We start from the raw sequence: 25,917 nt of genomic DNA on the forward strand, positions 1-25,917 counted from the left end.
AATGAAAAGATTTTTTAAAATACTCAAACTAATTTTAGCTTCCCTGCTAACGGTATATTCTGTTGTAATAATATATATGCTGGCTTTTTCGTCCAAAGAAGATAGATATACTTTTGCATCTCATCTTCAAGGTGCTTGTCTTTCTCAATCAATGTTCGAAATTTTAAAATTTCAGGATCCATCAAATGATCGAATTTATTTCGAACAATCCGTTCCGTATAATAAAAGAGGATACTACGAAAAAGGGTTTCGACTTCTGGACAAAGCCGTTGAAATAGATCCCAAAATGCATTTAGGCTACAGGGGTTATATGAAACTTCGATTCTTAAGAGATTTTAAAGGTGCTTTAGAAGATCTTGATCGGTTAGATTCATTAACTCCAGGTGTTGTAGATACACCCTGGGGAGAAGATATTGACTTTCTTAGAGGAGAAGCCTATTTTGGTTTAGAAAACTATGAGAAATCTAAATTCTATTTCAAAAGGAGTATAGAAAATCAGGGAGAAGACTGGGCAGATATTCAAGCCTTCGTTTATACGGGACTCTCAGAGCTCGAATTAGGCAACCGGGAACAAGCAAAAAACCATTTTGATAAAGCTTTAAATCAATCAAAGTATACAGTAGAAGCTCATATTGGATTAGCCAGGATTTATTTAGAAAACGCTGAGTTGAAGAAAAGTAAATTCCATTTAGACAAAGCAGAGGAATACTTTAGTTATAAAAGGAATGATCCCTATAACGAATATTTAAATGAGGTTTATAAAGATGATCTATCCTTGTTAAAAAATTTCGAAGCATAATGGAGAATAATTCAGATTTGTGTGAGATATGAAGAGTCCTTATCATCATTATTTTACTCCTATAATTTCAAATAATTAGGGCAGATTACAGAAGTTTTAACCATTAACAATATATGAAAGAGGAGAACAAAATATTGCTAAAAACATTTGTTTCCGCTGGTCTAATCTTTGCTTTGACAATGGCATTGTATGGCTATTTTGCTAAAGATCAATTCTTAGTCTGGAAATTTATATTTCATTTTCTAGCCTTTGGGATCACCATGGGGCTCGTAGCTCGTATAAACCATCGAAAAAAAATGAAAGAAGAAGCCAATAAGGATTAAAATTATAACCTTATCTGCTGAAATTAAGCCAAATCATGATCTCATCTAACTGAAGGGTTTCAGTTTTTCTGGTCTTCCCTTAAACTTGAAAAAGAATTATCTTCGTTAACATCATATGATACTGCTATTCAACTAGGTTCCCGGTATTGGTAAGACTTAGATGCACATCAATGAAGTTATAATTGATCTTTTATTTAAAACGATGACTAAGAAAAATAGAACCTGGATACTTAGAACAGTATTAATAATTGGAACTATAGTCTCTCTGTATTTTGTTCCATGGCCAATCGTAAAAGCCTGGCTTACTCCTTTACCAGACTCAATTAAGGAGCAGGTAAATAAGGCGGCCGACTATGGTTTTGATGGAATCATCGTATACGTGGATACAAAAGGGGAAATGCCTGAATATTATACTTCTGGATACCAGAACAAGGAAAGTAAAAGCCCTGTTGATCCTAATTCATTATTTAAAATTGCAAGTATAGATAAGCTTTATACCGCGGTTGCAGTAACGAAACTGGTAGATTCGGGTCAGTTGTCTCTGGATAATACACTCGCTGCTTATTATCCTGAATTAGAGGATAGAATTGAAAATGCCGATAGAATAACCATAAGGATGTTAGTTAAACATAGAAGCGGGATCCCTAATTTTACGAATACCGAAAATTTCTGGATGAATCCTCCAGAAAATAGCCAGCAGGCACTCGAAAGGATCCTGGATCTACCAGCTGAATTTGATCCAGATGAGGAATATGAATATTCCAATACCAATTATTTATTGCTTTCAAACCTTATAGAGAAGGTTACAGGCAGTAGTAAATTCGATTATATCAAAGATGAAATTTTAGATCCGCTTGGATTGAAGAATACCTTTGGTTCTCTCAATGATGTTGATATAGATAGAGTATTGAGCGGTTATTATGTAGGTGTTAAAGAGGATATTAAAACAACCAATTATAGATCTATGCTTGCAACGGCAGAAGATGTAGGGATATTTTTGCGAGCATTGAACGATGGTTCTCTATTTTATGGAGAAGAGCAGGAGATCTATTCTTCTCTTTACAAATACAACCATACCGGGCTTATCCCGGGTTATCAAAGTATTGCCAGATATCATAAAGACATAGATACGGTGATCATTCAGTTTACGAACACGACAAATTTTGAAGGATATAACTGGAATTTATCTGAAGTCATGTATAATAGGATATTAAAGATTGTCCGTAAGTATATATAGACATAAGCAGAGCTATCAAAAATAAGGATTAAGATTAGATGGAAATAGTAATTATTTCAATTGTAGCCTTTCTAGTTGCGATTTTGACCTTCTTTTCAGGTTTTGGATTAGGTACTATCCTGACCCCGGTCTTTATGCTATTCTTTCCCGTAGAACTGGCTATCGCTTTAACGGGAGTAGTGCATTTCTTCAATAACATATACAAGTTGGGCCTCGTAGGTAAGAACGCAAATAAAGAAGTTCTTATTAGGTTTGGTATTCCTGCGGTGATTGCAGCCTTACTGGGTTCCTGGATATTGATAAATATAACAGATACGCAACCATTATTTTCTTATACTGCCTTCGGGTCCCAGTTTGAGGTATTTCCGGTTAAATTCTTAATCTCAATTCTGCTAATTATTTTCGCAACTATGGATCTTATTCCATATTTCAACCAACTACAATTTGGAAAAAGCAAATTACCCATTGGCGGAGCTTTAAGCGGATTTTTTGGTGGGCTTTCCGGTAATCAGGGCGCATTGCGGAGTGCCTTTTTGATCAAGGCCGGACTTTCAAAAGAAGCGTTTATAGGAACCGCGGTTGTAGTATCAACATTTGTTGATTTTACCAGGTTAAGTATGTACGCGACAGGATTTTTAAGATCTGGACTCATCGATAATTTAAGTCTGGTATTTTTTGCGACCCTTTCAGGAATAGCCGGATCGTACTTTGGAAATATACTTTTGAAAAAAGTGACTTTAAGGTTTTTACAGGTTACCGTGGCCATTTTATTAATAATTGTATCGCTCGCCTTAGGAGCTGGAATCATTTAAAATTAATAATTAACTAATGGTATAAGAGCGCGTTAGTGTTATTTAGGAATTGATAAGATCTACATGATCTTATAAGCCATCGTTACAATAACTCCTTTATTATTATCTAAATTAACCGATAATAATTGCCTTTCTTCCTTTACTTCAAAATCAAATGGAGCAGCCAGAATGTCCAAACCACTCTGTTTTTTCAATCTGGTTCCCTGACCTGAAATAATATCTTTATTAGGCCTAAATTCTCCTGCGGGTAAATGCTCGGTTAAAACAAGGTATTTGAAATCTTTAAGGTTCTTTAAAACAGCATGAATCTCAGAATTGGATAGATGCTGCAAAACCTGTCTTAAAATAACTATATCGCCATTTGGTAGATCATCAACTGCGATATCCAGACAATGGAATTCCAGGTTTTCCAGGTCGAATTCTTTCGTATTATGATCTATAAGTGAAGCTACAATATCTATCGCTATATATTTATTGGTGTACTGCACCAATTCCTTGCCTACGTTAAAATCACCACAACCCAGATCGCAAACAGTGATAGGATCTTCAAACGAATTTAAAAAGTATGACACTGCCTCGATATACGGTTCTATAATTTCTGGGTGATGTGATCCTATGCCCGAATAGAAGGAAGTCTGGTTCTCTCCCCAGAGTTTCATAGAGTATACCTGTTCCATGGCTGCTTTTGTAGGCCACGGCTTCTTTGATCTTTTATTGGATTTCTCTTTTTCCTTCATCAATGATACTTTACGAACAGGAACTTCAGAAAAATTTATAATATAAAATAATTAACTTCTCCTACTAACCGGCATGAGGCCAGGAACATTCTGCTTTAAAAGGCATAGTAAAAGAACCTGTTTTTCTGCCGGATAGAATTGTAAAATATTTAGATATAAAACAAAATATACCTCTACTCAACAGGAATGATCTCGGTTCTTTCGGAAATACCATTTTCATTGAATGCTTCAATGGTAAAATAATACTTCTGATCACGATCAAGGTTTCTCATGAGATGCTCTGTAACATCATATACCAGCCATGAATGATATAGCTTGTCTGGAGCAATACCCCAGCGAATATTGTAGCCTTGTGCACCTTTCACTTTATCCCAGGAAAAATTTGCATTTCTTCGGTCCTCTTCTCTTTCAACATTAAAGCTTTTAACTTTAGCGGGCTTTTTCCCCAGACCTTTACCAAAGATTCTAATTTCTGATAAAGCGAAATTGTTCCCGGGTACCTCTATATTATTATAGCGCACATATTTAGCTTTCACAGGCTGACTTAAAACTATGTAAGCGTTAGGACTGTCCTTATAACTTTTACTTCTGTCTATTACTGAATTCCAGTTGGTGCCATCTTGAGAAACTTCTACCGTAAACCTGTGCCGTAAACCGTCAGTTCGTGTATAGATTCCAGACTCATGATCGTGATAATTGATTTGAAGGGCAAAGATATTTCCGGGTGATAACATTTCAATTTCAACCCATTGCTTGTCATCATTTGCTTCAGCTACCCAGAAAGATTTAGGACTTTCATCGGTAAGAACTTCCGACAGTATCTCACCTTCATTATTCGTTTTCTCTGGCATCTCGGTTATATCAAACTCACCATCTGTAGAAGTGCTTTTTTTGATCTGCATTTTTGAAGACGATACCGTAGTTTTTCCTTTATAAGACAGTAACATCCAGCCGTTATGTTCTCCAGCTTTTGTGGGATGACTTGGCGCATACCGGGGATAATCACCATAATGGGTGTTAGTATACATGAGTCCTTCCTCATCAAAATAAGTTGGGAACATGGCAAGACGACGCTCCCAATGCGAATTAGAAGCCAGGGCCATAGTGGCAAAATGCCAGTATTGTCCATTGGTTTGCTTCATGGTAATTCCATGTCCAGCGCCATTAGTAAATCCACCTGGTTTAAAACTCATAGGATTATTTGGCATATACTCAAAAGGCCCTAATGGAGATTCTCCAACATAAGCGCCATCGGCATATACATTGAATTGGGTTCCCGGAGCTGCATATTGTAGATAGTATTTACCATTATGTTTAGTCATGGAAGCACCTTCCATATAACCTTCCTTTAAAGTTGGATGGAAATTGTTTTCGCCGAACCGTTCCCAGCCATGTTCTTCTTCTACTAAATTGATAAGTTCTTTTTGAACACCTGTTTCTAGCATGCGGTCATCTTTATTCAGCATTTTCACTTTGAGAGGATGCACATTGGAAGATCCCCAGTAGAGGTAGGTTTTTCCGTCATCATCGATAAATAATTCTGAATCCTGAATATTGTTGCTAATAGATGCCGTTGGTGTCCATTCACCGCTTTTAGGATCATCTGTATAAAGTATACTGCCATATCCTGCAGGATCCCCGGCAAAATATAGTAGTGAATCTTTATGATTAAATGCGGTAGGGGCATTGCTACCTTCAAAGAACCATTGTTTAGGTTTTATGAATTCCCAGTTCACCAGGTCTGTAGAATGCCAGTAACCAAAAGATCGGGTCACGAACATATAATACTCCCCACGAAACTCTACAACGGCAGGATCGGCGCCAGAGCGATATGAAATATTTTTACTTGAATTATAGACCATATAGGTATAATCTAAATCCAGTGGATTGATATAAGTTTCTGGTATTGCTTCCTGTGCCTTTAATTCAGGAAGAAAAAATAAACTCAATATTGCGATTTTAAATATGGTGCTTTTCATTTACCTCTGCTTTATTTGAAAGCTTTTCAGCTTAAGTCTTCATTCAATTGTAAAAATAATTAAATGCGGTAGTCCGCAAGAAATTTCCAGCCTTAAAATGGTTACAATTATATAACGTAATTTTAGGTAAATATGGAACTACCGAAAAACGGCTAGCATATGTAAAAGTAAAATCTAACAGATATGAATTTAATAGTACTTTATCCTCAGCCAGAAAACGTGGAAAAATTTGAGTCAGATTATTCCACTCATAAAAAATTGCTTCATGATAAAATGAATATCCCAATGGATCAAAAACCTTACACCATTACTAAGTTCTTATCAGGCCCCAACGGCAAACCTCCATATTTCCAAATGTTCACAATGCCATTTAATTCTGCTGAAGAATTAGAAAAAGCACTTTCTTCTCCTGCCATGCAGGAAGTAGCCGCAGATGCTAATAGAATTTCTTCAGGAGGAGCCCCAACAATATTAATTGGGAAATCAAGTTGAAAGAAAAACCCAATAAGCCTAAATTGATTTTTTTAATTTTATAAAATGAAAAAACATAGAATCTTTACTACTTCTTTTGCGAGTGTCTATCCGCATTATATAACTAAGGCTGAGAAAAAGGGTAGAACGAAAGCTGAAGTGGACACGATTATTTGCTGGTTGACGGGATATAGCGATAAAGCACTTCAGCAACAAATTGAAGCTAGAGTTGATTTTGAAACATTTTTTGAGCAGGCACCGGAGCTCAATCCTAATGTTTGCAAGATAAAAGGAGTGATCTGTGGCTATAGGGTTGAAGAAATCGAGGATGAACTTATGCGTAAGATCCGTTACCTGGATAAATTGGTAGATGAATTAGCCAGGGGCAAAGCTATGGAGAAGATACTTAGAGAATAGAGAGATTATTTAGCTTAGATATAAATCATTCTTTTCTTTCATTGCTAATTCTTCAGTCAAAGTATTGAGATAGATAAGGTGTATCTTCCAAATTACTAGAAATCAGATTACTTCAATGTAAAAAATCATGAAAAATTTTAAGATCGTTGCAGTCTTATTTATACTTTCCATAGTAAATGTGCCAAATACAAATGCCCAGAATATTATAGAGCCAAAAGAAGGTTATACTCCGCAAATTGGGGTTTTGGTTTCCATGATGGAAGATCTTAGAAGCAGGATCACCAGTAGCGTTGAAAAAACGGATGCTGAGAGCACAGATTACCTTCTAGATGATAATGCCAATAGTATTGGAGCTATGATCCTGCATCTTGCCGCTACAGAAAAATACTATCAGGTTTTCACCTTCGAGAATAGAGGTTTCAATAAAGAAGAAGAGAAAGAATGGATGATGGCCCTGGAGTTAGGAGACAAAGCCAGAAAAAAGATTAAAGGTCAGTCTATAAAACATTATCTGGCAATATGGGAAGAGGTAAGACAGGAGACGATTTCCCAGTTAAAGACTAAGGATGACAAATGGCTAAACTCTAAAATAGATAATAGTTCTATGAATAATCATTGGGCCTGGTATCATGTAATGGAGCATCAGGCAAACCATATGGGACAGATTAGACTGGTGCAAAAAAGAATACCTAAATAGGAACTGGAATATTAGGTAATTGGAAGCATTCAGCTTTTAATTTTTTTATTTCAAACCGTTATTCTATATTTAAATATCGAACCTATATATATAACTCAACTTTTTAAGATGAAAAATTTAATTAAGGTCTCGTTTCTATTCGCTCTAATGTTTTTACTCTCATGTTCCAGTAATGATGAAGCCATTATTTTAGACCCTGCAGATAATTCTAAAAGTGTTGCAGATTGTGGCGAAGCATTTGTGAGTCCAGAGAGAAATTATTTTTGTCTTGGAGGTGCTCCAGAAGTTCTGCCGAGTGAGATTCTAAATTATGCGTTTAAACATAATTCAAGAAACACGGATGTAACCTGGAGTATTGAGTCTGGAGAGATGGAAATACTGAATATTGAGACCTCGGTTTCAGGAGATTTCACGATATCTATTGCCACCATAAAATTTGATTCAGACTTCGACGGTGGATTTTTAAAAGCATCCTCCATTCCTAATGAAAATAAAGGAGAGGGATTTGTTCTGACTGAAATAAATCCGGAGTAATATCTAGATCTTCTTTTTAAATCAGGCTATGCTAGGCTATCAAGCTAAAATTTAAGGCATTGGATCTATTTTCATAGTAGTGATCTTATTGAAATTAATTTCCCGTAATTTTTTTACAGATCTTCAACCATATATAATTTCTAATGATCAAAATAATACTTTATCAGCATAATTTGTATAGTGTTATTCTTCTGTTGTTAGAAAACTTTCCAGGGAATATTCTAGCACCATAGACTGGATCCCAAATTTTCATCTCTTACCAAATAAAAGTAATTCTCTGAAAATACCATTATAGAGTCCTGAGGAAATCTTATTGATTATAAAAGGTCTTTTTGAAAATGGCCAGCCCATTTACAAAGAGCTTACTATCAATGCCAACGGTAATAATTGATCTTCCAGACATTTACTTTAGGACTGATTGAATTCAAAAATATATCAATGTCCAATCCTATTGTTCAGCTTTATATCGTAAATTAAAGCTTGCTAATAATTACCTGCCCGTAATTCCTGTACTTCCTGCTTCTAATATTATAATATTATGAATTCAGTTATTATTACAGGCGCCAACAGGGGAATAGGATTACAAACCAGTCTTAGCTTTGCCAGAAAAGGCTATAAAGTTTATGCAACTATGCGTAAACCAGATACCGCAGATGAACTTCAAAAAAAGATCAGCGAAGAATCCCTTTCCATTTCCATGCATCAAATGGATGTAGATTCAGATGAATCGGTTGATCAATGTATTCGTGAAATTTTAAAAGAAAGTGGGACTATAGATGTCCTGGTAAATAATGCTGGAATAGAGAGGCACGGCACTATTGAGGAAATGGAAATTTCTCAATTTAAAGAGGTAATGGAAACCAATTACTTCGGAATTATTCGTTGTGTAAAAGCTGTTCTTGGTTCTATGAGAAAGCAAGGTTCTGGTTGTATCATCAACGTGTCATCGGTTGCAGGAAATATCTCAAATTCTCCTCTAAGCAGTTATGCTGCTTCAAAATTTGCCGTAGAAGCCTTAAGTGAAGCTTTGGCTCAGGAGATCAAACCTTATAATATACGAGTAGCTATTGTGAAGCCCGGGATCATTGATACAGATATGGCCAGGGATATTTCTTCGAAGAATTATACAGTCACCCGGTCGCCTATTACTGAAAGATTTTCCAATTTATTCAAGGAGTCTTTAAAGCATCCTACTCATGCCAATCTGGTTGCCGAAAAGATCCTGGAAATCGCCGAAAGTGATTCCTGGAAATTACGTCACCCGGTAGGTCCAGATGCTCAACCTTTCCTGGAATGGCGTGCTTCAATGAGCGATGAAGATTGGGTTGACTGGAATGCTGTAAATGATGATGAGTGGTATGAAAAGGTGGAGAAGGATTTTGGACTAAATGCCCGGCCCCGAACCACAAAATAATCTATCCAATAAACAAACCTTTTTAATGGCCAGAATTCTAATCTAATTCCGGTAGGCTGAAATCATCAAAAACTGAAGGTTGTTTCATCATCTCCTCAATTTCTTCGGCCTTACGAGGTGCTTCGGAAGATAAATTCACAGGACCATTTTCAGTGATGAGAATGTCGTCCTCTATCCTTACGGCAATACCCCACCATTTTTCGTCACAATCACTACCTTCAGGAATATAGATTCCCGGCTCTACCGTGATAACCATGTTTTCTTCGAAATTCCCACCGGTATTCAGGTCATGTACATCGAGACCAATATGATGTGAAGTGCCGTGTGGAAAATACATATGGCGTGTTTCAGGAGATGCAATAATTCCCAATTCGTAAAGGCCTTCATTAATGATCTCCTGTCCAGCCCTGTGGGTGTCAGATCCATTATTTCCAATAACCGCTGCGGCAATTCCTGCTTCCTGGGCCTCATAAACCAGATCATAGATCGCTCGTTGTTCAGTGTTGAATTTTCCGTTTGCCGGAATGGTTCTGGTAACATCGGCAGTATAGCCGTGATACTCGGCGCCAAGATCCATTAAAACAAGATCATTTTCAACCTTGGTCTTCGAGTTTTCAATATAATGAAGCACACATCCATTATTACCCGCTCCAACTATAGAAGGATAACCTTCATATTCACTGCCGTACTTTTTGTAGACATATTCATGTAAACCCTGGATCTCTGTTTCAGACATTCCCGGGTGCATCGCCTTCATCACTTCTACCTGCCCCATTGCAGAGATCCTTACCGCTTTTTTAAGCAATTTCATTTCTTCCGGAGTCTTGATCTGTCTAAGTTCACCCATATACTGTCTGAGGCTTCTTGTGTCTATAGTCACTTCTGGAGCAGTACTAACTTCCTGCTTTAACTCAACATTTAAAGCTCCATTACTTATTTGAGGAACCTTTTCCGCATAAACCTGATTTTTAAAAACTTCCACTAAATTCGCCAGATCTGCATTATTCCTGGTGTCTCTATAGTCATTTGTGAATGGCTTATGCATGACATTCTCAAATTCGGTAAAATCTATATTGTTATTTAAAAATTCCTTGCCGTTAAAAACATTGGTAAAACCGAGATCATTTTTAGCGCCTTCAACCCCTAATCTGTATCCTGTCCACATTTCTGCTCGCGGATTCTTTTCCTGCACATATAATATTTCATCATAGCTATCGCCTTCCTCCCCGGTTTGGTCTTCAGAAAAAATAACCAATACTGCATGTGGCTCTTTATAACCCGTGAGGTAATAGAAATCTGGATCCTGGTGATAAATATAATCCACATCATTAGCCCTGTTCCTTACCGGATTAGCAAAAAATACCGCTACCGAATTTTCAGACATTTTAGATCTTAAAGCATCCCGTCTGCTTTTATGAAATTCAGAAGAAAGAAAGTCCTGGGGTGTATTTTTTTGTGCGTTGATATTGATGCACAGCATAGAAAAGAAGATGGCGATTATAAATTTCATGATGATAAATTTTAATTGCAAAATACTTAATATCCTCTAAACTAAAACGATGAATTATTCCTTCTTTTATTTTAGATGGCCCCGGTGAATTATTTATTGTAAATTTAAGGAGCTGCTTCCGCTTTGTATCTGCCAGTAAATCACCTACTTATATTTTATATTTTTAATAATTGAAAATAAGGAAATTATGAAGCGTCGAGATTTTACAAAACTTACCGGTCTAGGAATAATTGCAATATCAACTACAGGTTTTATAAGTTTTAATGGTGAAAATTATGTGGGCGACTGTGAAACAACTTCAGACATTCTGGGGCCATTTTACCGTCCCGAAAGCCCTGTTCGCAACAATCTGGTGATTAAAGGGCAGCCAGGTGAGATTGTTGAATTATCTGGAACTGTTAGACACAAAGATTGCGCTACTGGATACAGCAATGCTAAAGTAGAACTCTGGCATTGTTCTAATGATGAGGTCTACGATAATGATTCAGAAGAATTTAAATACAGGGGAACAACTTATTGTGATGAGAACGGCCATTATAAGTTTACAACTCAAATGCCTGTTCCGTATGACGTAGGCGGAGGAGAAGTGCGACCAGCTCATTTTCATATGATGTTTTCTGCGCCCGGTTACCAGAGTCTTATAACCCAGATCTATTTTGAAGGAGATCCTTTTATAACAAAAGATCCTTCTACAATCGGTTCCAGAGCGATACATAGAATTTTAAAATTAGATAAAGAGGACGGGGTTTCAAAGATCGTATTTGATTGTAATATGAATGATCAATTAAAACTAAGTATCGAGGCCCTGGATCGTATTATAGGTAGTTACAGGGGAATTGATTCAGGCGAAATCAGTGAGTTTTTCAGTAAAGATGGTGATCTGTGGATTAAAAATGAAGTTTTCGGAGAAGTATTTACCTATGTAGGAAAGAATGATTTTGAATATGCCGGGCTGCCAGACGGAATGTATGAAAAATTGCATTTTGATCTAAAAAAGGACGGAGAGGTTTCTCTCATTAAATCTACTTCCTATGGAAATGGGGTAGAAAAAGTCAGAAATTTTGAAAGGATATAATTTAATTAGAATCCTGAACTCAAATTAGGTTTCGCCCTTATTCAAAAATATGGAAGCACTATTTCTATAGGTATGATACATTATTGGTATACTATAATAAAAATTCTCGCTCTAAGAAAATTTCAAACTTCTATCGCTTTAGACGAAAGTATTACCAGGACTTTCAGGGTTAGATTATTTGATTGTGATGGGCTAAGGGTTATGACGGCTTCTAAATACCCTGCTTATATGGATTATATGAGATGGGAGCTTATTGCCCGATCAAAACTGTATAAGGTGATTGTTGGTCGAGGTATGGCGCCAACCTTAGGTTCTCAAAAGATCATTTATAGAAAACCATTAAAATTATGGACTAAATTTGAGGTGAAACTTGTAACTGCCGGGTGGGACGATAAATGGGTGTATCACCTCCATTATTTTATTCAGGAAGATTATACCAAAGCGATTGGTGTAACCAGGGCACTTATCTGGAAAAAAGATGTACCTCATGTATTGGCCGATATTATAAAAGAAGCAGGAGGTCCATCAATCGCCCAAACTCCCTCAGAATGGGTTTTGAAAATGTTTCGGGATGATAAAAACATCATTGAGAAATCTCAGTTCCAGTAACATAAGTACATGGTAAGATATTATGTTTAAAGCCTTTGCTTTAGCTCTCCCTAAAAAGACTAAATTCCTTTAGTTTTGCAGTTATTTTTTAATTGTAATATTTAAATCATATGAAGTCAGAGCTAGACGTATCCACCTGGAAGAGAAAGGAACATTTTGAATTTTTTTCAAATTTTGAAGAACCTTTTTTCGGGCTAACGGTGGACTTAGATTGCACCACGGCTTACAATAAGTGTAAAAAAGAAGGAATTTCATTTTTTCTATTTTACCTGCATCTGGCTTCTAAGGCCGTGAATTCTATAGAGAATTTTAGATATAGAATAGTAGAAGGGAAAGTTTTTATCTACGACCAGATCAATGCCTCTGCAACTATTAGCAGGCCCGACAATACTTTCGGTTTTTCCCATATCATTCACGATGAAGATTTTAAAGTATTCCTTGAAAATGCTGGAAAGGAAATGAAAAGAATCCAATCTGGCAGCGGACTCATGTTAGAGGAAGTTCGCCAGAACGAAGTTCATTATTCTGCACTACCCTGGGTGAAGTTCACTTCATTATCTCACTCCAGAAGTTTTTCTGCAGAAGATAGTTGCCCAAAGATCTCTTTCGGAAAATTAAGCCTGGTAGACGGGAAAAGAATGATGCCAGTTTCTATTCATGTGCATCATGCGTTGATGGATGGTTATCATGTGGGGCTATTTGTAGAGAAATTTCAGGAATTGCTAAATTCTTAAGTTTACATCGATCTTCCTGAGATATTTATGATCTCCTGGAGCTTATCCTTCTGATTAGTTCAATACCCTGTTTTAGCCATTCACATCATTAATTGAGTTGATTTATATAAAATATCTAACTTCATTTCCAGACCTATTATAGTTGTTGTTTTAAAATTCATCCCAATTATGAAAACCATTACGATTTTATTCCTGAGCTTATTCATTACTTCATCTGTATTTTCTCAAGCCGAATATGAACCAAATAATCAAAATCCTTTTGGCCTGCCAAACCCTGAAGCACCAGAAGAAATTAAAGATTATCAGCCACTAATAGGTATCTGTGATTGTAAATCTATTAGGCGAAATGCTGAAGGCGAATGGACAGAACCTATAGAAATGTCCTGGGAATTTAAATATATATTGAATGGTATGGCAATTCAGGATCAAACCCTGAAAGAAGATGGTGTTCATTCCGGCAGTATCAGGCAATTTGATATTGAGAATTCTACCTGGAATGTTCATTATTTCACCTCTGGGAAGCAGCCTGCGAATTTACCATCCTGGCAGGGAGGGATGCAGGATGGAGATATTGTTTTATATAGGTCACAGAAATCACCCAATGGGAATGAAGGAAAATATAAGATCACTTTTAGCGAAATTTCTGAAGAAGGATTTAATTGGTTAGGGCAATGGGTAAGTTTGGATGGATCTGTAAAATATCCTACCTGGAAGATCGAATGTAAAAAGCGAAAACTGTAAAAAGATCAATAAGTAGGAGGAAATAGAAAGGCTATAAAAATTGAAGGCTGGCAATTTCTCACTAAAATTGGCTAACTTGATTATCATTGCAATTCTCAGTCATGGATTAGCGATCCCAAACTATCTGGCTATAATCTTATGGCATGTAAATAGAAACAGATGGAAATACTTAAAACAGACCCGGCCAGATTTGAATCTATACCAGATTTCCCATACCAGGAGAATTATGTAGATTTTGAAGAAATGCAAATGCATTATATAGATGAAGGCGAAGGTGAAGTGATCCTGGCTCTTCATGGAGAACCAACCTGGTCTTATTTATACCGAAAATTCATTCCTGTTTTAAAAGATTACCGGTTCATTGCACCAGATATGATTGGCTTTGGAAAGTCTGATAAGATCGTGGGTTGGAAGAATTATACATTTGATCTTCATTTTCGGTCGCTCAAAAATTTCATTGATAAATTAGAGTTGAATGATATCACGCTCATAGTCCAGGATTGGGGCGGTCTTTTAGGATTAAGTCTTCTGGGTGAATATCCCGAAAGATTTAAAAGGGTGGTGGTATTGAATACTTTTCTGCCGAAAGGCAAAAAATTACCATGGTATTTCAGGTTATGGCAATTATATGCTAAATATCATCCAGCATTATCTGCCGGGAGGATTGTAAAATTTGCAAGTTTTGGAAAGATATCTAAAGAGGTTAGAAAAGCCTATGATAGTCCGTTTCCTGAGAAAAAATACAAAGATGGGGCTAAAGCTTTCCCTCAATTAGTTCCTTCAAAACCTGATGCTGAAGGTGTAGACAGGATGATAAAAGCCAGGAAAGTTCTATCTGAATGGTATAAACCGGCCCTGGTAATATTTTCAGATAAAGATCCTGTTTTTAGTGGGCTGGAAAATTTTTTCCATAAACTGATACCCGGAACTAAAGGAGACAGGCCAATTGTTATTCAGGATGCCGGGCATTTTCTTCAGGAAGAAAAAGGTGAAGATATCGCACACCATGTAAAGACTTTTATAGAAAGTGATCTTGTAAAGTCATAAGCGAAATATTTCCTCGAGGATTTTATCTATTCAGTTTTGTACATTTATGTAATATAACTTTTTCCTAAAATTGATTGTACATGAAGCATCTCTTAAAATTTATAGTCTTAATAGTGACATTCATAATACCTTTTTTGTCTGTTGGACAGCTGGATAAGAAAGAGAAAAAGATCGTGCAATCTGTAGACCAGCATGAGAAAGAAGCGCTGGAACTGCTAGAGAAAGCTGTAAATATAAACAGCGGCACCATGAATTTTGAAGGTGTACAAGAAGTGGGAAGGTTATTCAAGTCTGAACTGGATAAACTTGGTTTTGAAACCAGATTAACTTCCGGAGAGGCTTATGGAAGAGCCGGTCACCTTGTAGCTACCCATAAAGGAAAACCTGGCTTAAAACTATTATTAATAGGTCATCTGGATACGGTATTTGAGTTGGATAGCCCTTTTCAGAATTCTTCGATGGAAAATGATTCGGTAATGAAAGCTCCCGGAGTGGCAGATATGAAGGGAGGGGACGTAATTATTATTCTTGCCATGCAGGCACTGAAAGACGCAGGAGTATTAGAAAATATTTCTGTTGAAATTGTTATGACCGGGGATGAAGAAAAAAGTGGAGCTCCTATAGAGCTTTCCAAGAAAGACCTTGTAGATGCTGCTGAACGGGCAGATGTTGCTCTAGGTTTTGAAAATGGAGATGGTGATCCTGAAACCATAGTTGTTGCCAGAAGAGGTTCTGCTGGTTGGAAACTTGAAGTGACAGGTAATGCAGCGCATTCTTCGCAAGTATTTAGTGAGAAAGTAGGGGTGGGAGCTATTTATGAAACTTCCAGGATCCTAAACGAGTTCTATACAGAACTTTCTAAAGAGGAAAATCTCACTTTTAATCCTGGTTTTATTTTAGGAGGAACTACGGTAGATTTAAAAGAAGATGGAACTGGGGGGTCTGCACTGGGAAAAACAAATGTAGTTGCTCAGAGTGCTATATCAAAAGGTGATATACGGGCAGTTTCCCCTGAGCAATTAGAAAGAGCCAAACAAACAATGCTGAAAATTGTATCTGAAAATTATCCTGAAACAGAAGCTAAATTAAGTTTTGATGAGGGTGGTTATCCTCCTCTGGCTCGTACCGAAGGGAATAATCAACTTTTAAAATATTATGATAAAATAAGTCAGGATCTTGGTTTTGGAGAAGTATACCCGGTAAACCCAAGAAATGCCGGAGCAGCAGATATTTCTTTTACGGCCGGTCATGTAGAAATGGCGGTTGACGGACTTGGTTTAAGCGGAGCGGATGATCATACCATAAATGAAACCGGAAATATAAATATGGTTGGTGTTCAGGCTAAGAGAGCGGCAATTTTGATGTACAGGCTATCTAAAATGGAGAATTTTAAAAAGAAATAATTTCATGTGGATTTCAGGAAAACAACATGCCTTTCACTAAACGAAAAACAGCAGATCTTAGAGTTGTGGAATGGGGAATATCCCCGAGATCTTAAATATGAAAATTTTGAGCAATTTGAAGATTACCTGAAAAACCTCCGAGATCAAAATCACATACTGGTGCTTGACGAAAATCAAGATATTACTGGATGGTATGTTGATTTTATTCGTGAAAATGAACGCTGGTTTGCAGTAATTTTGAAATCTGAATTTCAAGGAAAAAGAATTGGAACCACATTGATCCAAGAGGTAAAGAAATACAGAACTGAATTAAATGGATGGGTGATTTCCACCAATGATTATGTTAAGTGCAATGATGAACCATATAGGTCTCCCTTAGGTTTTTATGAAAAGAACGGGTTTCTAATTCATAAAGATAAAATGCTGAAAACAACCAAAATAATGGCAATAAAGATCAGCTGGAAATATAATGACCAATCATAAAAATTTCGCTTGAAATTCATCTGTTAGTATTTATAGGTGACGGCGTTAGATCGTTTTATTGTTCCTGTATTTCAATTCAGGAACGGTCCATGAATTACTGAAGGTCAGTTGTTAAAACTTTATATTTAATAGATTAATTGTAATAAAACATGGATAAATTGCGAATTAATACTTAATTTTAGCGTCCAAATCGGGTCTAAACCTACACAGATGCAATCCCTACAGCGCGTTAAATATGCGAAGACCTTTTAAATGAGAAATCATGAATAAAGTAAGGATCTTAGGATTAGGGATGGTCATAACCGGAATTCTTATTGGTTATTTTTTTAATAGAACAGAAGTTCATTTACTATCAGGAATGTTGATAGGTCTTGGTGCTGGCTGGACCATTACGGGAAGGTTCCTGAGTAGCTACAAGGCCAGGAAGTCATTGATTAGATCTAAATCCTGAAGTATTATTTGTATTTGCAACTTTGTAATGAGCTTCTAAAAAAACTTAAACCGCTTTTTTATCGATGTTCTCTTTTACAGCGTTTACATAATACATTTTTAATATTCTCTGGTTTTTAACCTCAACTTCACCGCGATATTCGCAGTGAAATTCGTGCTTTATAAGCTCATATGTGTTTTCAGAAATATTGATCCTTCCTATTTCTGAATGTGATTCCATACGGGCAGCAATATTTACGGTATCGCCCCAGATGTCGTAAGCGAACTTTTTAATACCAACCACACCAGCTACTACGGGGCCTGAGTTAAGACCTATACGCACTTCAAAATCGGCATCATCAAACAGAGCTTTATCTTTAGTCTCCTGGACAAATTCGGTCATTTCAAAGGCGGCTTTAAGAATGCGAGAGGCATGATCATGAGAAGGAAAGGGTAATCCGCTTGCAGCCATATAGCTGTCTCCTATGGTCTTAATCTTTTCTACTCCATGTTTATCCATAATTCTATCAAACTGTGAAAAATAATAATCAACAGTTTTAATAAGTCTTTCTGGAGTTAACTTTTCTGCTACTAGTGTAAATCTTTTAAAATCTGCAAAAAGAACGGTTACAGAAGCAAATTTTTGAGCTTTTACTTTTCCGTTTTTCTTTAATTCTTTTGCGGTCTCTTCAGGTAAAATATTTAGTAGTAATCTGTCTGATCTATTTCGTTCCTTTTCAATAATCGCACTGGTCTTGTTTATAAATCTATTTCGCCTGTATAATCCGAAAGCAAGTAATCCAAGCAGGAACAATGCAACCGCAATAGAGATCAATACTAATTGCTGATTTTTCTGCTTTTCATTTAAAAGGTCGAATTCGGCCTGTTTCTGATCAACTTCATAATCTGCACGTAATCCGGCAATACTTTGTGCTGTTTCAACATTTATAACGCTGTCCCGATAAATAATGAATTCTTTGTAATATCTATAAGATTCAGGTATGTCCCCGGTTTTTTCGTAGATCTCAGATAATTTCAGATTAGATTCTATGATCTCATTCTTAAAACCATATGCTGTGGCGAGTTCTCGACTAAGTAATGCGAACTCGAGGGCTTTGGCTTCATCATTCTTTTCAGTATAGATATCTGCCATTGCTGTTAAAAACTCGCAAATCGGGGCATAATCTTCTTCTTTCTCTAATTTCTGAATGGCATCCTGGATATTTTCCTCAGCCTTTTCATTTTCGCCTTGTTTTGCGTAAATCAAACCTAAGGTTCCAACACAATAAGCAGCACCTTTGACAAAATCCAGTTTATCGAAAATAAGTCCAGCCTCCTGTATATAAGAAAATGCTTTATCCAGCTGATTGTTTTTCAGGTATCCATCGCCTGCATTGAATAATCCTGATCCTAGATATGTAGAATCCTGTGCATCCTGGGCTCCTCTAAAATACTGGATGGCCTCGTCATAATATTTTACAGACCTTTCGAAATTTTTTGATAGTGAATACACATCACCGGTCACTAATTTTATCTGTCCAAGTTCTCGATCTGAATCTGTATTCTCTGCGGCATTAAAGTAACTTTCTAAAGCCTTACTATAATCACCTTTAACTTGATAAGCGTTACCCAATTGAAAGTATCCTGCAAATACATATTTCGTACAATCTTTTGCTTTAGCTATACGCACTAATTCTTGAGAGTACTTAACCTTTTTGTTCGGCTCTGTTATTTCATTAGACAATTCATAGAGTATAGATAGGTCATTCTTTTTAGCACCTGAATTTTCATATTCCTTCTCCATATCTTCTATACTAGTCTCCTGCTGTGAATACAGGTGGCTAGGTAGAAATAAGAAGAATGTAAGGATCAGTATTTTACTGAGTCCCAATTTGATACTATAGATCAATCTCCATCTACTCATAGGGTCGTAGGGTTATCAATTTTGAGTTAAAAGTAATTTTGGATCTACTGGAAATGTTTTAGTGCTACCACCTGGATTATATCTGACCTCAATCTCTAATGAGTATTTCTCTATGTCACCTATTCTACCAGGTTTTGATGATATTGTACCATTTATTTCATTCTTATTCGAATTAGGGTGCGGCCGGCTATTACCAAAAAAATCATTGCCACTATCATGTTTAAACTTTACAAATTTGACTCGAGGTCCATTTGGGTCTAAAGCTTTAACTTCCCATTTGATTTTTTCACCAGGTTTAACGCAGGTCGTATATTCACTATTTCTAATAGTCTTACATGTGCCGAAAAAAGTAGTCTCCTCTATATTATTATCATTTATTTTCCTGGTATCTACCGTCAGCGTAATAGTTTTATCATTTTGAAACAATTTATAGATCAGAGCTGAGCCAATAGCAATTCCTGATATGAAAGCTGGGATTAAATTTTGTGGTTTCATAATTAAAATTTTTTGTTGATTATAATTATGTAGGGATAGATCAAGTAGGATTAATTTCCTACCCTATCTAGTTTATTGTGTTAGTTTCAGTTTAGGGTCAATAGTATATTCCTGCCAGTCATTATTACTATCTTTTACCCTTATGACCAGAGAATATTTTTCTTCTTCATTGGCATTTCCATTTACGATATCACCTTTTATTCTACCATTTTTCATTTGTATGGAATCTTTATTAAATAATTTCGTTCCACTGTCATGTTGAAATTTTACCAGTTTAACTTTAGCATCATTGTTTTCTGCCTGATCTGCTTTCCATTTAACTTCATCGTTTAAGCTAACTTCGGTTACAAAGTCCTCAATATTCGTATCGGCGGGTTGCCCTTCAAATCTGCAGGTTTCAGCAATATTATTTTGGGTGATCGAATCTGTTTTAACAATAAGCATTAATTCAATTTTCTTTTGCGCATTGATGTTTGCTGAGAAAAGGATAATAATTAATAATAGTCCTGAATTTCTGATAATAGATTTCATATTTTTTAATATTAGTTGGTTTAAATTGTAGGGAAGTTATAGCCAGAAATGAGCTAAAGAAGTGAGGGTTTATGCTCGTTTTTTATCGATGCAATCTTTAAACACCTGATACAAGCGATCTTAAAGATAGAAAATATATTTAAATAATTGTAAATCAATATTTTAGTGGTTTTAAAAATTTCAGGTTTTATACTTTTATAAAGTTGAAATGAAAGAAAGGAGTTCAGGAAATTTGCAGAGTCTTGAGGCGATATTTGATTAATACGCGGTCGAATATCAGTCAAGGCTTATGGAACTTGAGAGGTAGGCAAAAGGTTTGGAGAAATTTCTGAGTTTTCTAAAAAATCCGGGATCAGGAATTGCTGCTACAGGCTGCGGGCCGGGGAAAATCGTAAATTTTATGCTGAAAAGACCTTCTGAATTTAGCATTCTGGGGATCGATATTTCAGAAAAATGTTAGCGTTGGCCATTATAAAAAATCATGATAATAGCTTAATCTACATTTTCAAAAGAGGGTATAAAGAATTGTCGCTAATAGCAGGTAGTAATGACTTTATAAATAAACCTGTCGAAAAAGAAACTTTGGCTAAAGCGTTACAGATTTACTTTGAGTCGGTTCAAGAGGAATAGATTTAAATAAAAAAAGCTCCAGATTTCTCTGAAGCTTTTTCTCTGTGCGGGCGAGAGGACTCGAACCTCCACACCTCGCGGCACTAGATCCTAAGTCTAGCGTGTCTACCAATTCCACCACGCCCGCATTTTAAAGTTTCACAACACTTAGGACTCGTTGTGATTCCCTGCTTAATTACCTAAGCGGGTGCAAATATAATTATAGTTTTTAAATTTCAAATAGTGTTGGCAGAAAATATTGAATTTTTTTTCCGAATAATTCAGCCTTTCAAATTCCGTGTTTTTAATAGTCTGAAATACAGTGCGTAATCAAATCATAAAATTTTTGGAAAAACTGAAAAAGTTTAGGCTTAGCTTATGAAAAGACATGATGATTGCATTATAGATTTCCAGATAGAACTTAGTAACTTTACGCAAACTTGAAAATTAATTCATGGATTCAATAAAAGAATACTTAGATAAGAATAAAGACAGGTTTCTGGATGAATTGGTTGATCTTCTTAAGATTCCTTCTATTTCAGCAGATCCCGCTTACAAAGGGGATATGCTAAAAGCTGCAGATGCAGTTAAGGCAAGGTTGCTGGAAGCTGGCTGTGATACTGCAGAAGTTTCACCTACTCCAGGTCATCCTGTAGTCTATGCTGAAAAGATCATTGATAAAAATTTGCCAACCGTTCTGGTTTACGGTCATTACGATGTTCAGCCACCAGACCCGTTAGATCTTTGGGATTCTCCACCATTTGAACCGGTGATCAAGGAAACTAAAATTCACCCGGAAGGGGCAATCTTCGCTCGTGGTTCTTGTGATGATAAAGGCCAGATGTATATGCATGTGAAAGCAATGGAATACATGACCCAGAATGATGAACTTCCCTGCAATGTGAAGTTTATGATAGAAGGTGAGGAAGAAGTAGGTAGTGAGCACCTGGATTGGTGGATCAAAGAGAATAAGGAAAAGCTTCAGAATGATGTTATTCTAATTTCAGACACCGGAATGATCTCTAAAGACACTCCTTCAATTACTACGGGTCTTCGCGGACTTTCTTATGTGGAAGTTGAGGTAACCGGGGCAAATCGTGATTTACACTCCGGGCTTTATGGTGGTGCAGTAGCTAATCCTTTGAATATATTGAGTGAAATGATCGCTCAACTGACTGACGAGAATAATCATATTAGCATTCCAGGTTTTTATGATAACGTTGAAAACCTTAGCGATGAGGAAAGATCTAAAATGGCTGAAGCTCCATTTAGCCTAGAGGAGTATAAAGAGAAACTCGATATCAGGGATGTTCATGGTGAAAAAGGATATTCTACTTTAGAGAGAGGGTCAATTAGACCAACTCTTGATGTTAATGGAATGTGGGGTGGATATATTGGAGAAGGGGCCAAGACGGTTCTTCCTTCAAAAGCATACGCTAAGATCTCCATGCGTCTCGTGCCAAACCAGGATTGGAAAGAGATCACTGAACTTTTCAAAAAACATTTTGAAAGTTTAGCACCAGATTCGGTAAAAGTTGAGGTGAAGCCGCATCACGGTGGGTATCCCTACGTAACACCAATAGACACTATTGGGTATCAGGCGGCGAGTGCAGCCTATGAAGAAACATTCGGAAAAACCCCGATTCCGCAAAGAAGCGGAGGAAGTATCCCGATCGTTTCCCTGTTTGAAAAAGAGCTGGATAGTAAGATCATCCTGATGGGATTCGGTTTAGATACTGATGCGATACATTCTCCAAATGAGCACTTCGGAATCTGGAATTATCTGAAAGGGATTGAAACCATTCCATGGTTCTATAAGCATTTTACTGAAATGAGTAAAAAATAAGTTTGCTTCTTCTGTTGTCATCCTGAACTTGATTCAGAATCTTCAGAGAAGCTGTTTCCAGCTCAGCTTGACGAAGAAATAATAAGAATAATCGTTATCTATAATACGATTAATAGTCATTTCGATCACAGGGAGGAATCTCATAGAGTATTGAGATTTCTTAGTCGTTTCACTTTTTCGAATTGACTTAAAACCTTAATCAGTTATTCCTATTAATGGGGAGTCAGATTTATTAAAATTTGATTCCCCGTTTTTATATCTTAGCGCCTCAAAATTTTTTAACAACATGAATAAAATATTAAGTACTTGTCTGTTAGCTACGGCTCTTACTTTCGTATCCTGTGATCAGGATAAGAAAGGATCAGATTCAGCTCAGGCAGAAACTTCACAGGAAGAATTCAATTTTAAAGCTGATGAATTCGCAGATCTTAAGATCCTGCGTTATCAGATCCCGGGATGGGAAAATCTTAGCCTTAAAGAGCAAAAACTTGTTTATTACCTAACTCAGGCAGGACTTTCTGGACGCGATATTATCTGGGATCAGAATTATCGTCATAACCTTAGCATTCGTGAAGCTTTAGAGAATATTTATGTGAATTATGAAGGTGATAAATCTTCTGAAGACTGGACTGCTTTTGAAACTTACCTTAAAAGAGTATGGTTTTCAAACGGAATTCACCACCATTATTCAAACGCTAAGTTGAAGCCTGAATTCAGTAAAGAATATTTCGATACGCTATTAAAAGAAACCAATACAGATCTTACTGGAGAGGCTTATGAAGTGATCTTTAATGATAAGGATGCCAAGAAAGTAAATTTGAACGAAGCTGATGGTTTGATCGAAGGTTCGGCGGTGAATATGTATGGCGAAGGGATTACAGCTGCAGAGGTTGATGCGTTCTATGCGAACAAAAAATCTCCAAATCCTGAAAGACCTCTTGCTTACGGAATAAATACCAAGCTGGTTAAGGAGAATGGAAAGCTGGTTGAAAAAGTATACAAAAGCGGCGGACTTTACGGCGAGGCGATCGATGAGATCGTAAAATGGCTGGAGAAAGCTAAAGCAGTTGCTGAAAATGAAAAGCAGGCAAATGCCCTAGGTCTTTTGATAGACTATTATAATACGGGCGATCTTCAAACATGGGACGAATATAACGTGGCATGGGTTGAAGCTACTGAAGGAAACATCGATTATATCAACTCTTTTATAGAAGTATATAACGATCCAAAAGGTTACACCGGTTCTTACGAAAGCATTATCCAGATCAAGGATTTTGATATGTCTGAGAAAATGAGCGTTGTTGAAAAGAACGTTCAGTGGTTCGAGGATAATTCTCCGATCATGGACGAGCACAAGAAAGATTCTGTAGTTGGAGTTACTTATAAAACAGTAATTGTTGCTGGGGAATCTGGAGATGCGTCTCCGAGTACACCAATCGGGGTGAATTTGCCTAACTCAAGCTGGATTAGAAAAGAGCACGGAAGTAAATCTGTTTCTCTAGGAAATATCATCAATGCATATGAAAATGCAGGTGGAACCGACAGGTTAAAGGAATTTGCTCATGATGAAGAGGAAATCGCTCTTTCAGAAAAATATGGAAAACAGGCAGATAAATTACATACAGCACTTCACGAGGTTGTAGGTCACGCATCTGGTCAGTTAAACCAGGGTGTTGGAACTACAAAGGAGACTTTGAAAAGCTACGCTTCTACTTTGGAAGAAGGACGTGCAGATCTTGTTGGTTTGTATTACCTGATGGATCCAAAACTTGAAGAGCTTGGACTTACAGACAATGCTGAAGAGCTAGGGAAAGCTGCTTACAACGATTATATCAGGAATGGTATGGTAACTCAGTTGGTGAGATTGGAGCTTGGAGATGATGTTGAAGAGGCTCACATGAGAAACCGTCAGTGGGTGAGTGCCTGGGTTTTTGAAAAAGGTAAGGAAGATGGAGTGATAGAAAAAGTTGAGAAGGATGGTAAAACTTACTATGATATCAAGGATTATAAGAAGTTAAGAGAACTTTTCGGTGAGCTTTTGAAGGAAACTCAGAGAATCAAATCTGAAGGTGATTATGAAGCTGTAAAAGAACTTGTGGAAAACTACGGAGTAAAGGTAGACCAGAAGATGCACAAGGAAGTTCTGGACAGAAATGCTCAGTTCAAGTCTGCCCCTTACAGCGGATTCATCAATCCTGTTCTAGTTGCTGAAATGGATGATAACGGAGAGATCACTACTATAAAAGTGACTCAACCTGAATCTTTCGAAAAGCAAATGATGGATTATTCTGAAAACTTCAGCTTTCTAACTGAAAAGAAAGAAGCTAAGGAAAAAGCTAAAAAAGAAGAAACTGTTGAGGCAGCTGAAATGTAATATTTCTTTTTTCTGAAATTATAAAGCCCGGCAATTGCCGGGCTTTTTTTATATGTCATTCTGAACGAAGTGAAGAATTTTATCAATAGAAGCTGAAACAAGTTCAGCTCGACGTACCTAGAATAAATGATTAACGTCATTTCGACCAAAGGGAGAAATCTGTTCAAAAGAGATTTTTCAGTCTTTTCTTTCGAAATGACTCTAAACACGAATGTCATTCTGAACGAAGTAAAGAATCTCATCAGTAGAGGTTGAAAATAGTTCAACTTGACGGACTATGTCATTCTGAACGAAGTGAAGAATCTAGCTAGTTAAAATCTGTCTTTAAATAAAGCCTTTCTACCTTTTCCCTGGCCCACGGAGTTTTGCGTAGAAATTTAAGGCTGGATTTTATGGTAGGATTGCTTTTAAAACAATTGATATTGATCCTGTCGGCGAGGCCATCCCAACCATAATATGCATGGAGTTTTTCTACAATTGTAGCTAGCTTTACACCATGTAATGGGTTATTTGGTTGTGGGTTAGAATTATTCTGTTCGCTCATAATTTCAACATTTTTGTCATTTTGAACTTGCTTCGATCTTATCTATAAAATCGCTTTCAGGATTATTTATTGCTAGTAATTTCGACCGAAGGGAGAAATCTGCTTGATAATTTAATATTGAAAAGATTTCTCAGTCGTTTCAC

General features: G+C 36.6%; 26 protein-coding genes and 1 tRNA gene. 19 read left to right on the forward strand and 8 right to left on the reverse strand.

Features of this window, described 5'->3' with window-relative positions:
• Position 1: 1 nt before the first annotated feature.
• From G530_RS0103955 to G530_RS0103970, 4 genes are all read left to right on the forward strand, one after another.
• Entirely contained in the window at positions 2–799 is a 798-nt protein-coding gene (locus G530_RS0103955; RefSeq protein WP_026933296.1) for a tetratricopeptide repeat protein, read from the forward strand.
• 113 nt (positions 800–912) lie between these two features.
• Complete coding sequence (locus G530_RS0103960) at positions 913–1,122, forward strand: hypothetical protein (RefSeq protein ID WP_026933297.1); 210 nt, start codon at positions 913–915, stop codon at positions 1,120–1,122.
• A 202-nt stretch (positions 1,123–1,324) separates the two neighbouring features.
• On the forward strand, positions 1,325–2,359 hold the full coding sequence (locus G530_RS0103965; protein ID WP_026933298.1) for a serine hydrolase domain-containing protein: 1,035 nt from the start codon (positions 1,325–1,327) through the stop codon (positions 2,357–2,359).
• 38 nt (positions 2,360–2,397) lie between these two features.
• Positions 2,398–3,171, forward strand: coding sequence for a sulfite exporter TauE/SafE family protein (locus G530_RS0103970; protein ID WP_026933299.1), 774 nt, complete (start codon positions 2,398–2,400; stop codon positions 3,169–3,171).
• A gap of 59 nt (positions 3,172–3,230) precedes the next feature.
• On the opposite strand, the gene G530_RS0103975 is transcribed toward G530_RS0103970, so the two are convergent.
• Together G530_RS0103975 and G530_RS0103980 are read right to left on the reverse strand one after the other, a co-directional pair.
• Complete coding sequence (locus G530_RS0103975) at positions 3,231–3,908, reverse strand: class I SAM-dependent methyltransferase (RefSeq protein ID WP_026933300.1); 678 nt, start codon at positions 3,906–3,908, stop codon at positions 3,231–3,233.
• A gap of 173 nt (positions 3,909–4,081) precedes the next feature.
• Positions 4,082–5,857 carry a family 43 glycosylhydrolase gene (locus G530_RS0103980; RefSeq protein WP_240472124.1) on the reverse strand — a complete coding sequence of 592 codons (1,776 nt, stop codon included), beginning with the start codon at positions 5,855–5,857 and terminating at the stop codon, positions 4,082–4,084.
• A 213-nt stretch (positions 5,858–6,070) separates the two neighbouring features.
• Between G530_RS0103980 and G530_RS0103985 the strand changes: the two genes are divergently transcribed.
• The 5 genes from G530_RS0103985 to G530_RS0104010 all read left to right on the forward strand — a co-directional run bounded on the left by G530_RS0103985 (position 6,071) and on the right by G530_RS0104010 (position 9,420).
• Positions 6,071–6,379, forward strand: coding sequence for an EthD family reductase (locus G530_RS0103985; RefSeq protein ID WP_026933302.1), 309 nt, complete (start codon positions 6,071–6,073; stop codon positions 6,377–6,379).
• 45 nt (positions 6,380–6,424) lie between these two features.
• Positions 6,425–6,775, forward strand: coding sequence for a DUF2200 domain-containing protein (locus G530_RS0103990; protein WP_026933303.1), 351 nt, complete (start codon positions 6,425–6,427; stop codon positions 6,773–6,775).
• A gap of 127 nt (positions 6,776–6,902) precedes the next feature.
• The gene (locus tag G530_RS0103995; RefSeq protein WP_026933304.1) at positions 6,903–7,472 is read left to right on the forward strand and encodes a DinB family protein; all 570 of its coding nucleotides are present in this window, start codon (positions 6,903–6,905) and stop codon (positions 7,470–7,472) included.
• Positions 7,473–7,619: 147 nt separating this feature from the next.
• Positions 7,620–8,006, forward strand: coding sequence for a hypothetical protein (locus G530_RS17235; RefSeq protein WP_051199673.1), 387 nt, complete (start codon positions 7,620–7,622; stop codon positions 8,004–8,006).
• Positions 8,007–8,544: 538 nt separating this feature from the next.
• Positions 8,545–9,420, forward strand: a complete 876-nt coding sequence (locus tag G530_RS0104010) for an SDR family oxidoreductase (protein WP_026933305.1) — start codon at positions 8,545–8,547, stop codon at positions 9,418–9,420.
• 37 nt (positions 9,421–9,457) lie between these two features.
• On the opposite strand, the gene G530_RS0104015 is transcribed toward G530_RS0104010, so the two are convergent.
• Positions 9,458–10,930, reverse strand: a complete 1,473-nt coding sequence (locus G530_RS0104015; protein WP_026933306.1) for an aminopeptidase P N-terminal domain-containing protein — start codon at positions 10,928–10,930, stop codon at positions 9,458–9,460.
• Between the two features lie 187 nt (positions 10,931–11,117).
• On the opposite strand from G530_RS0104015, the gene G530_RS0104020 reads away from it, so the two are divergent.
• From G530_RS0104020 to G530_RS16525, 8 genes are all read left to right on the forward strand, one after another.
• Positions 11,118–12,005: a dioxygenase family protein gene (locus G530_RS0104020; protein ID WP_026933307.1), complete on the forward strand. Its 888-nt coding sequence runs from the start codon at positions 11,118–11,120 to the stop codon at positions 12,003–12,005.
• A gap of 72 nt (positions 12,006–12,077) precedes the next feature.
• Positions 12,078–12,614, forward strand: a complete 537-nt coding sequence (locus G530_RS0104025) for an acyl-CoA thioesterase (protein ID WP_026933308.1) — start codon at positions 12,078–12,080, stop codon at positions 12,612–12,614.
• 110 nt (positions 12,615–12,724) lie between these two features.
• Entirely contained in the window at positions 12,725–13,348 is a 624-nt protein-coding gene (locus G530_RS0104030) for a chloramphenicol acetyltransferase (RefSeq protein ID WP_026933309.1), read from the forward strand.
• 168 nt (positions 13,349–13,516) lie between these two features.
• Positions 13,517–14,089, forward strand: coding sequence for a hypothetical protein (locus G530_RS0104035; protein ID WP_026933310.1), 573 nt, complete (start codon positions 13,517–13,519; stop codon positions 14,087–14,089).
• 159 nt (positions 14,090–14,248) lie between these two features.
• Positions 14,249–15,136: a haloalkane dehalogenase gene (locus tag G530_RS0104040; protein ID WP_026933311.1), complete on the forward strand. Its 888-nt coding sequence runs from the start codon at positions 14,249–14,251 to the stop codon at positions 15,134–15,136.
• 80 nt (positions 15,137–15,216) lie between these two features.
• Positions 15,217–16,539 carry a M20/M25/M40 family metallo-hydrolase gene (locus G530_RS0104045; RefSeq protein WP_026933312.1) on the forward strand — a complete coding sequence of 441 codons (1,323 nt, stop codon included), beginning with the start codon at positions 15,217–15,219 and terminating at the stop codon, positions 16,537–16,539.
• Positions 16,540–16,545: 6 nt separating this feature from the next.
• Entirely contained in the window at positions 16,546–17,022 is a 477-nt protein-coding gene (locus G530_RS0104050; protein WP_026933313.1) for a GNAT family N-acetyltransferase, read from the forward strand.
• A gap of 262 nt (positions 17,023–17,284) precedes the next feature.
• Positions 17,285–17,473, forward strand: a complete 189-nt coding sequence (locus G530_RS16525; RefSeq protein ID WP_035715758.1) for a hypothetical protein — start codon at positions 17,285–17,287, stop codon at positions 17,471–17,473.
• A 45-nt stretch (positions 17,474–17,518) separates the two neighbouring features.
• Here G530_RS16525 and G530_RS0104060 read toward each other — a convergent pair whose 3' ends face one another.
• The 4 genes from G530_RS0104060 to G530_RS0104085 all read right to left on the reverse strand — a co-directional run bounded on the left by G530_RS0104060 (position 17,519) and on the right by G530_RS0104085 (position 21,158).
• Positions 17,519–19,375, reverse strand: coding sequence for an adenylate/guanylate cyclase domain-containing protein (locus G530_RS0104060; RefSeq protein WP_156888589.1), 1,857 nt, complete (start codon positions 19,373–19,375; stop codon positions 17,519–17,521).
• 15 nt (positions 19,376–19,390) lie between these two features.
• Positions 19,391–19,870, reverse strand: coding sequence for a hypothetical protein (locus G530_RS0104065; RefSeq protein WP_026933315.1), 480 nt, complete (start codon positions 19,868–19,870; stop codon positions 19,391–19,393).
• A gap of 72 nt (positions 19,871–19,942) precedes the next feature.
• Positions 19,943–20,401, reverse strand: coding sequence for a hypothetical protein (locus G530_RS0104070; RefSeq protein WP_026933316.1), 459 nt, complete (start codon positions 20,399–20,401; stop codon positions 19,943–19,945).
• Between the two features lie 675 nt (positions 20,402–21,076).
• Positions 21,077–21,158: transfer RNA gene (locus G530_RS0104085), tRNA-Leu, on the reverse strand.
• 306 nt (positions 21,159–21,464) lie between these two features.
• On the opposite strand from G530_RS0104085, the gene G530_RS0104090 reads away from it, so the two are divergent.
• A complete protein-coding gene (locus G530_RS0104090) occupies positions 21,465–22,856 on the forward strand; it encodes a dipeptidase (protein ID WP_026933317.1) in 1,392 nt (463 codons plus the stop codon).
• Positions 22,857–23,142: 286 nt separating this feature from the next.
• Positions 23,143–25,230: a dipeptidyl-peptidase 3 family protein gene (locus tag G530_RS16530; RefSeq protein WP_035715761.1), complete on the forward strand. Its 2,088-nt coding sequence runs from the start codon at positions 23,143–23,145 to the stop codon at positions 25,228–25,230.
• 307 nt (positions 25,231–25,537) lie between these two features.
• Here G530_RS16530 and G530_RS0104100 read toward each other — a convergent pair whose 3' ends face one another.
• A complete protein-coding gene (locus G530_RS0104100; RefSeq protein ID WP_026933318.1) occupies positions 25,538–25,774 on the reverse strand; it encodes a VF530 family protein in 237 nt (78 codons plus the stop codon).
• Positions 25,775–25,917 lie beyond the last annotated feature (143 nt).

It is taken from the genome of Christiangramia echinicola DSM 19838, from assembly GCF_000423065.1.
Lineage (GTDB): Bacteria > Bacteroidota > Bacteroidia > Flavobacteriales > Flavobacteriaceae > Christiangramia > Christiangramia echinicola.

Excerpts from the sequence above, each read along its gene's own strand:
- G530_RS0103955 (WP_026933296.1), top strand. The coding sequence starts at position 2 with ATGAAAAGATTTTTTAAAATACTCAAACTAATTTTAGCTTCCCTGCTA.
- G530_RS0103960 (WP_026933297.1), top strand. The coding sequence starts at position 913 with ATGAAAGAGGAGAACAAAATATTGCTAAAAACATTTGTTTCCGCTGGT.
- G530_RS0103965 (WP_026933298.1), top strand. The coding sequence starts at position 1,325 with ATGACTAAGAAAAATAGAACCTGGATACTTAGAACAGTATTAATAATT.
- G530_RS0103970 (WP_026933299.1), top strand. The coding sequence starts at position 2,398 with ATGGAAATAGTAATTATTTCAATTGTAGCCTTTCTAGTTGCGATTTTG.
- G530_RS0103975 (WP_026933300.1), bottom strand. The coding sequence starts at position 3,908 with ATGAAGGAAAAAGAGAAATCCAATAAAAGATCAAAGAAGCCGTGGCCT.
- G530_RS0103985 (WP_026933302.1), top strand. The coding sequence starts at position 6,071 with ATGAATTTAATAGTACTTTATCCTCAGCCAGAAAACGTGGAAAAATTT.
- G530_RS0103990 (WP_026933303.1), top strand. The coding sequence starts at position 6,425 with ATGAAAAAACATAGAATCTTTACTACTTCTTTTGCGAGTGTCTATCCG.
- G530_RS0103995 (WP_026933304.1), top strand. The coding sequence starts at position 6,903 with ATGAAAAATTTTAAGATCGTTGCAGTCTTATTTATACTTTCCATAGTA.
- G530_RS17235 (WP_051199673.1), top strand. The coding sequence starts at position 7,620 with ATGTTTTTACTCTCATGTTCCAGTAATGATGAAGCCATTATTTTAGAC.
- G530_RS0104010 (WP_026933305.1), top strand. The coding sequence starts at position 8,545 with ATGAATTCAGTTATTATTACAGGCGCCAACAGGGGAATAGGATTACAA.
- G530_RS0104015 (WP_026933306.1), bottom strand. The coding sequence starts at position 10,930 with ATGAAATTTATAATCGCCATCTTCTTTTCTATGCTGTGCATCAATATC.
- G530_RS0104020 (WP_026933307.1), top strand. The coding sequence starts at position 11,118 with ATGAAGCGTCGAGATTTTACAAAACTTACCGGTCTAGGAATAATTGCA.
- G530_RS0104025 (WP_026933308.1), top strand. The coding sequence starts at position 12,078 with ATGATACATTATTGGTATACTATAATAAAAATTCTCGCTCTAAGAAAA.
- G530_RS0104030 (WP_026933309.1), top strand. The coding sequence starts at position 12,725 with ATGAAGTCAGAGCTAGACGTATCCACCTGGAAGAGAAAGGAACATTTT.
- G530_RS0104035 (WP_026933310.1), top strand. The coding sequence starts at position 13,517 with ATGAAAACCATTACGATTTTATTCCTGAGCTTATTCATTACTTCATCT.
- G530_RS0104040 (WP_026933311.1), top strand. The coding sequence starts at position 14,249 with ATGGAAATACTTAAAACAGACCCGGCCAGATTTGAATCTATACCAGAT.
- G530_RS0104045 (WP_026933312.1), top strand. The coding sequence starts at position 15,217 with ATGAAGCATCTCTTAAAATTTATAGTCTTAATAGTGACATTCATAATA.
- G530_RS16525 (WP_035715758.1), top strand. The coding sequence starts at position 17,285 with ATGAATAAAGTAAGGATCTTAGGATTAGGGATGGTCATAACCGGAATT.
- G530_RS0104060 (WP_156888589.1), bottom strand. The coding sequence starts at position 19,375 with ATGAGTAGATGGAGATTGATCTATAGTATCAAATTGGGACTCAGTAAA.
- G530_RS0104065 (WP_026933315.1), bottom strand. The coding sequence starts at position 19,870 with ATGAAACCACAAAATTTAATCCCAGCTTTCATATCAGGAATTGCTATT.
- G530_RS0104070 (WP_026933316.1), bottom strand. The coding sequence starts at position 20,401 with ATGAAATCTATTATCAGAAATTCAGGACTATTATTAATTATTATCCTT.
- G530_RS0104090 (WP_026933317.1), top strand. The coding sequence starts at position 21,465 with ATGGATTCAATAAAAGAATACTTAGATAAGAATAAAGACAGGTTTCTG.
- G530_RS16530 (WP_035715761.1), top strand. The coding sequence starts at position 23,143 with ATGAATAAAATATTAAGTACTTGTCTGTTAGCTACGGCTCTTACTTTC.
- G530_RS0104100 (WP_026933318.1), bottom strand. The coding sequence starts at position 25,774 with ATGAGCGAACAGAATAATTCTAACCCACAACCAAATAACCCATTACAT.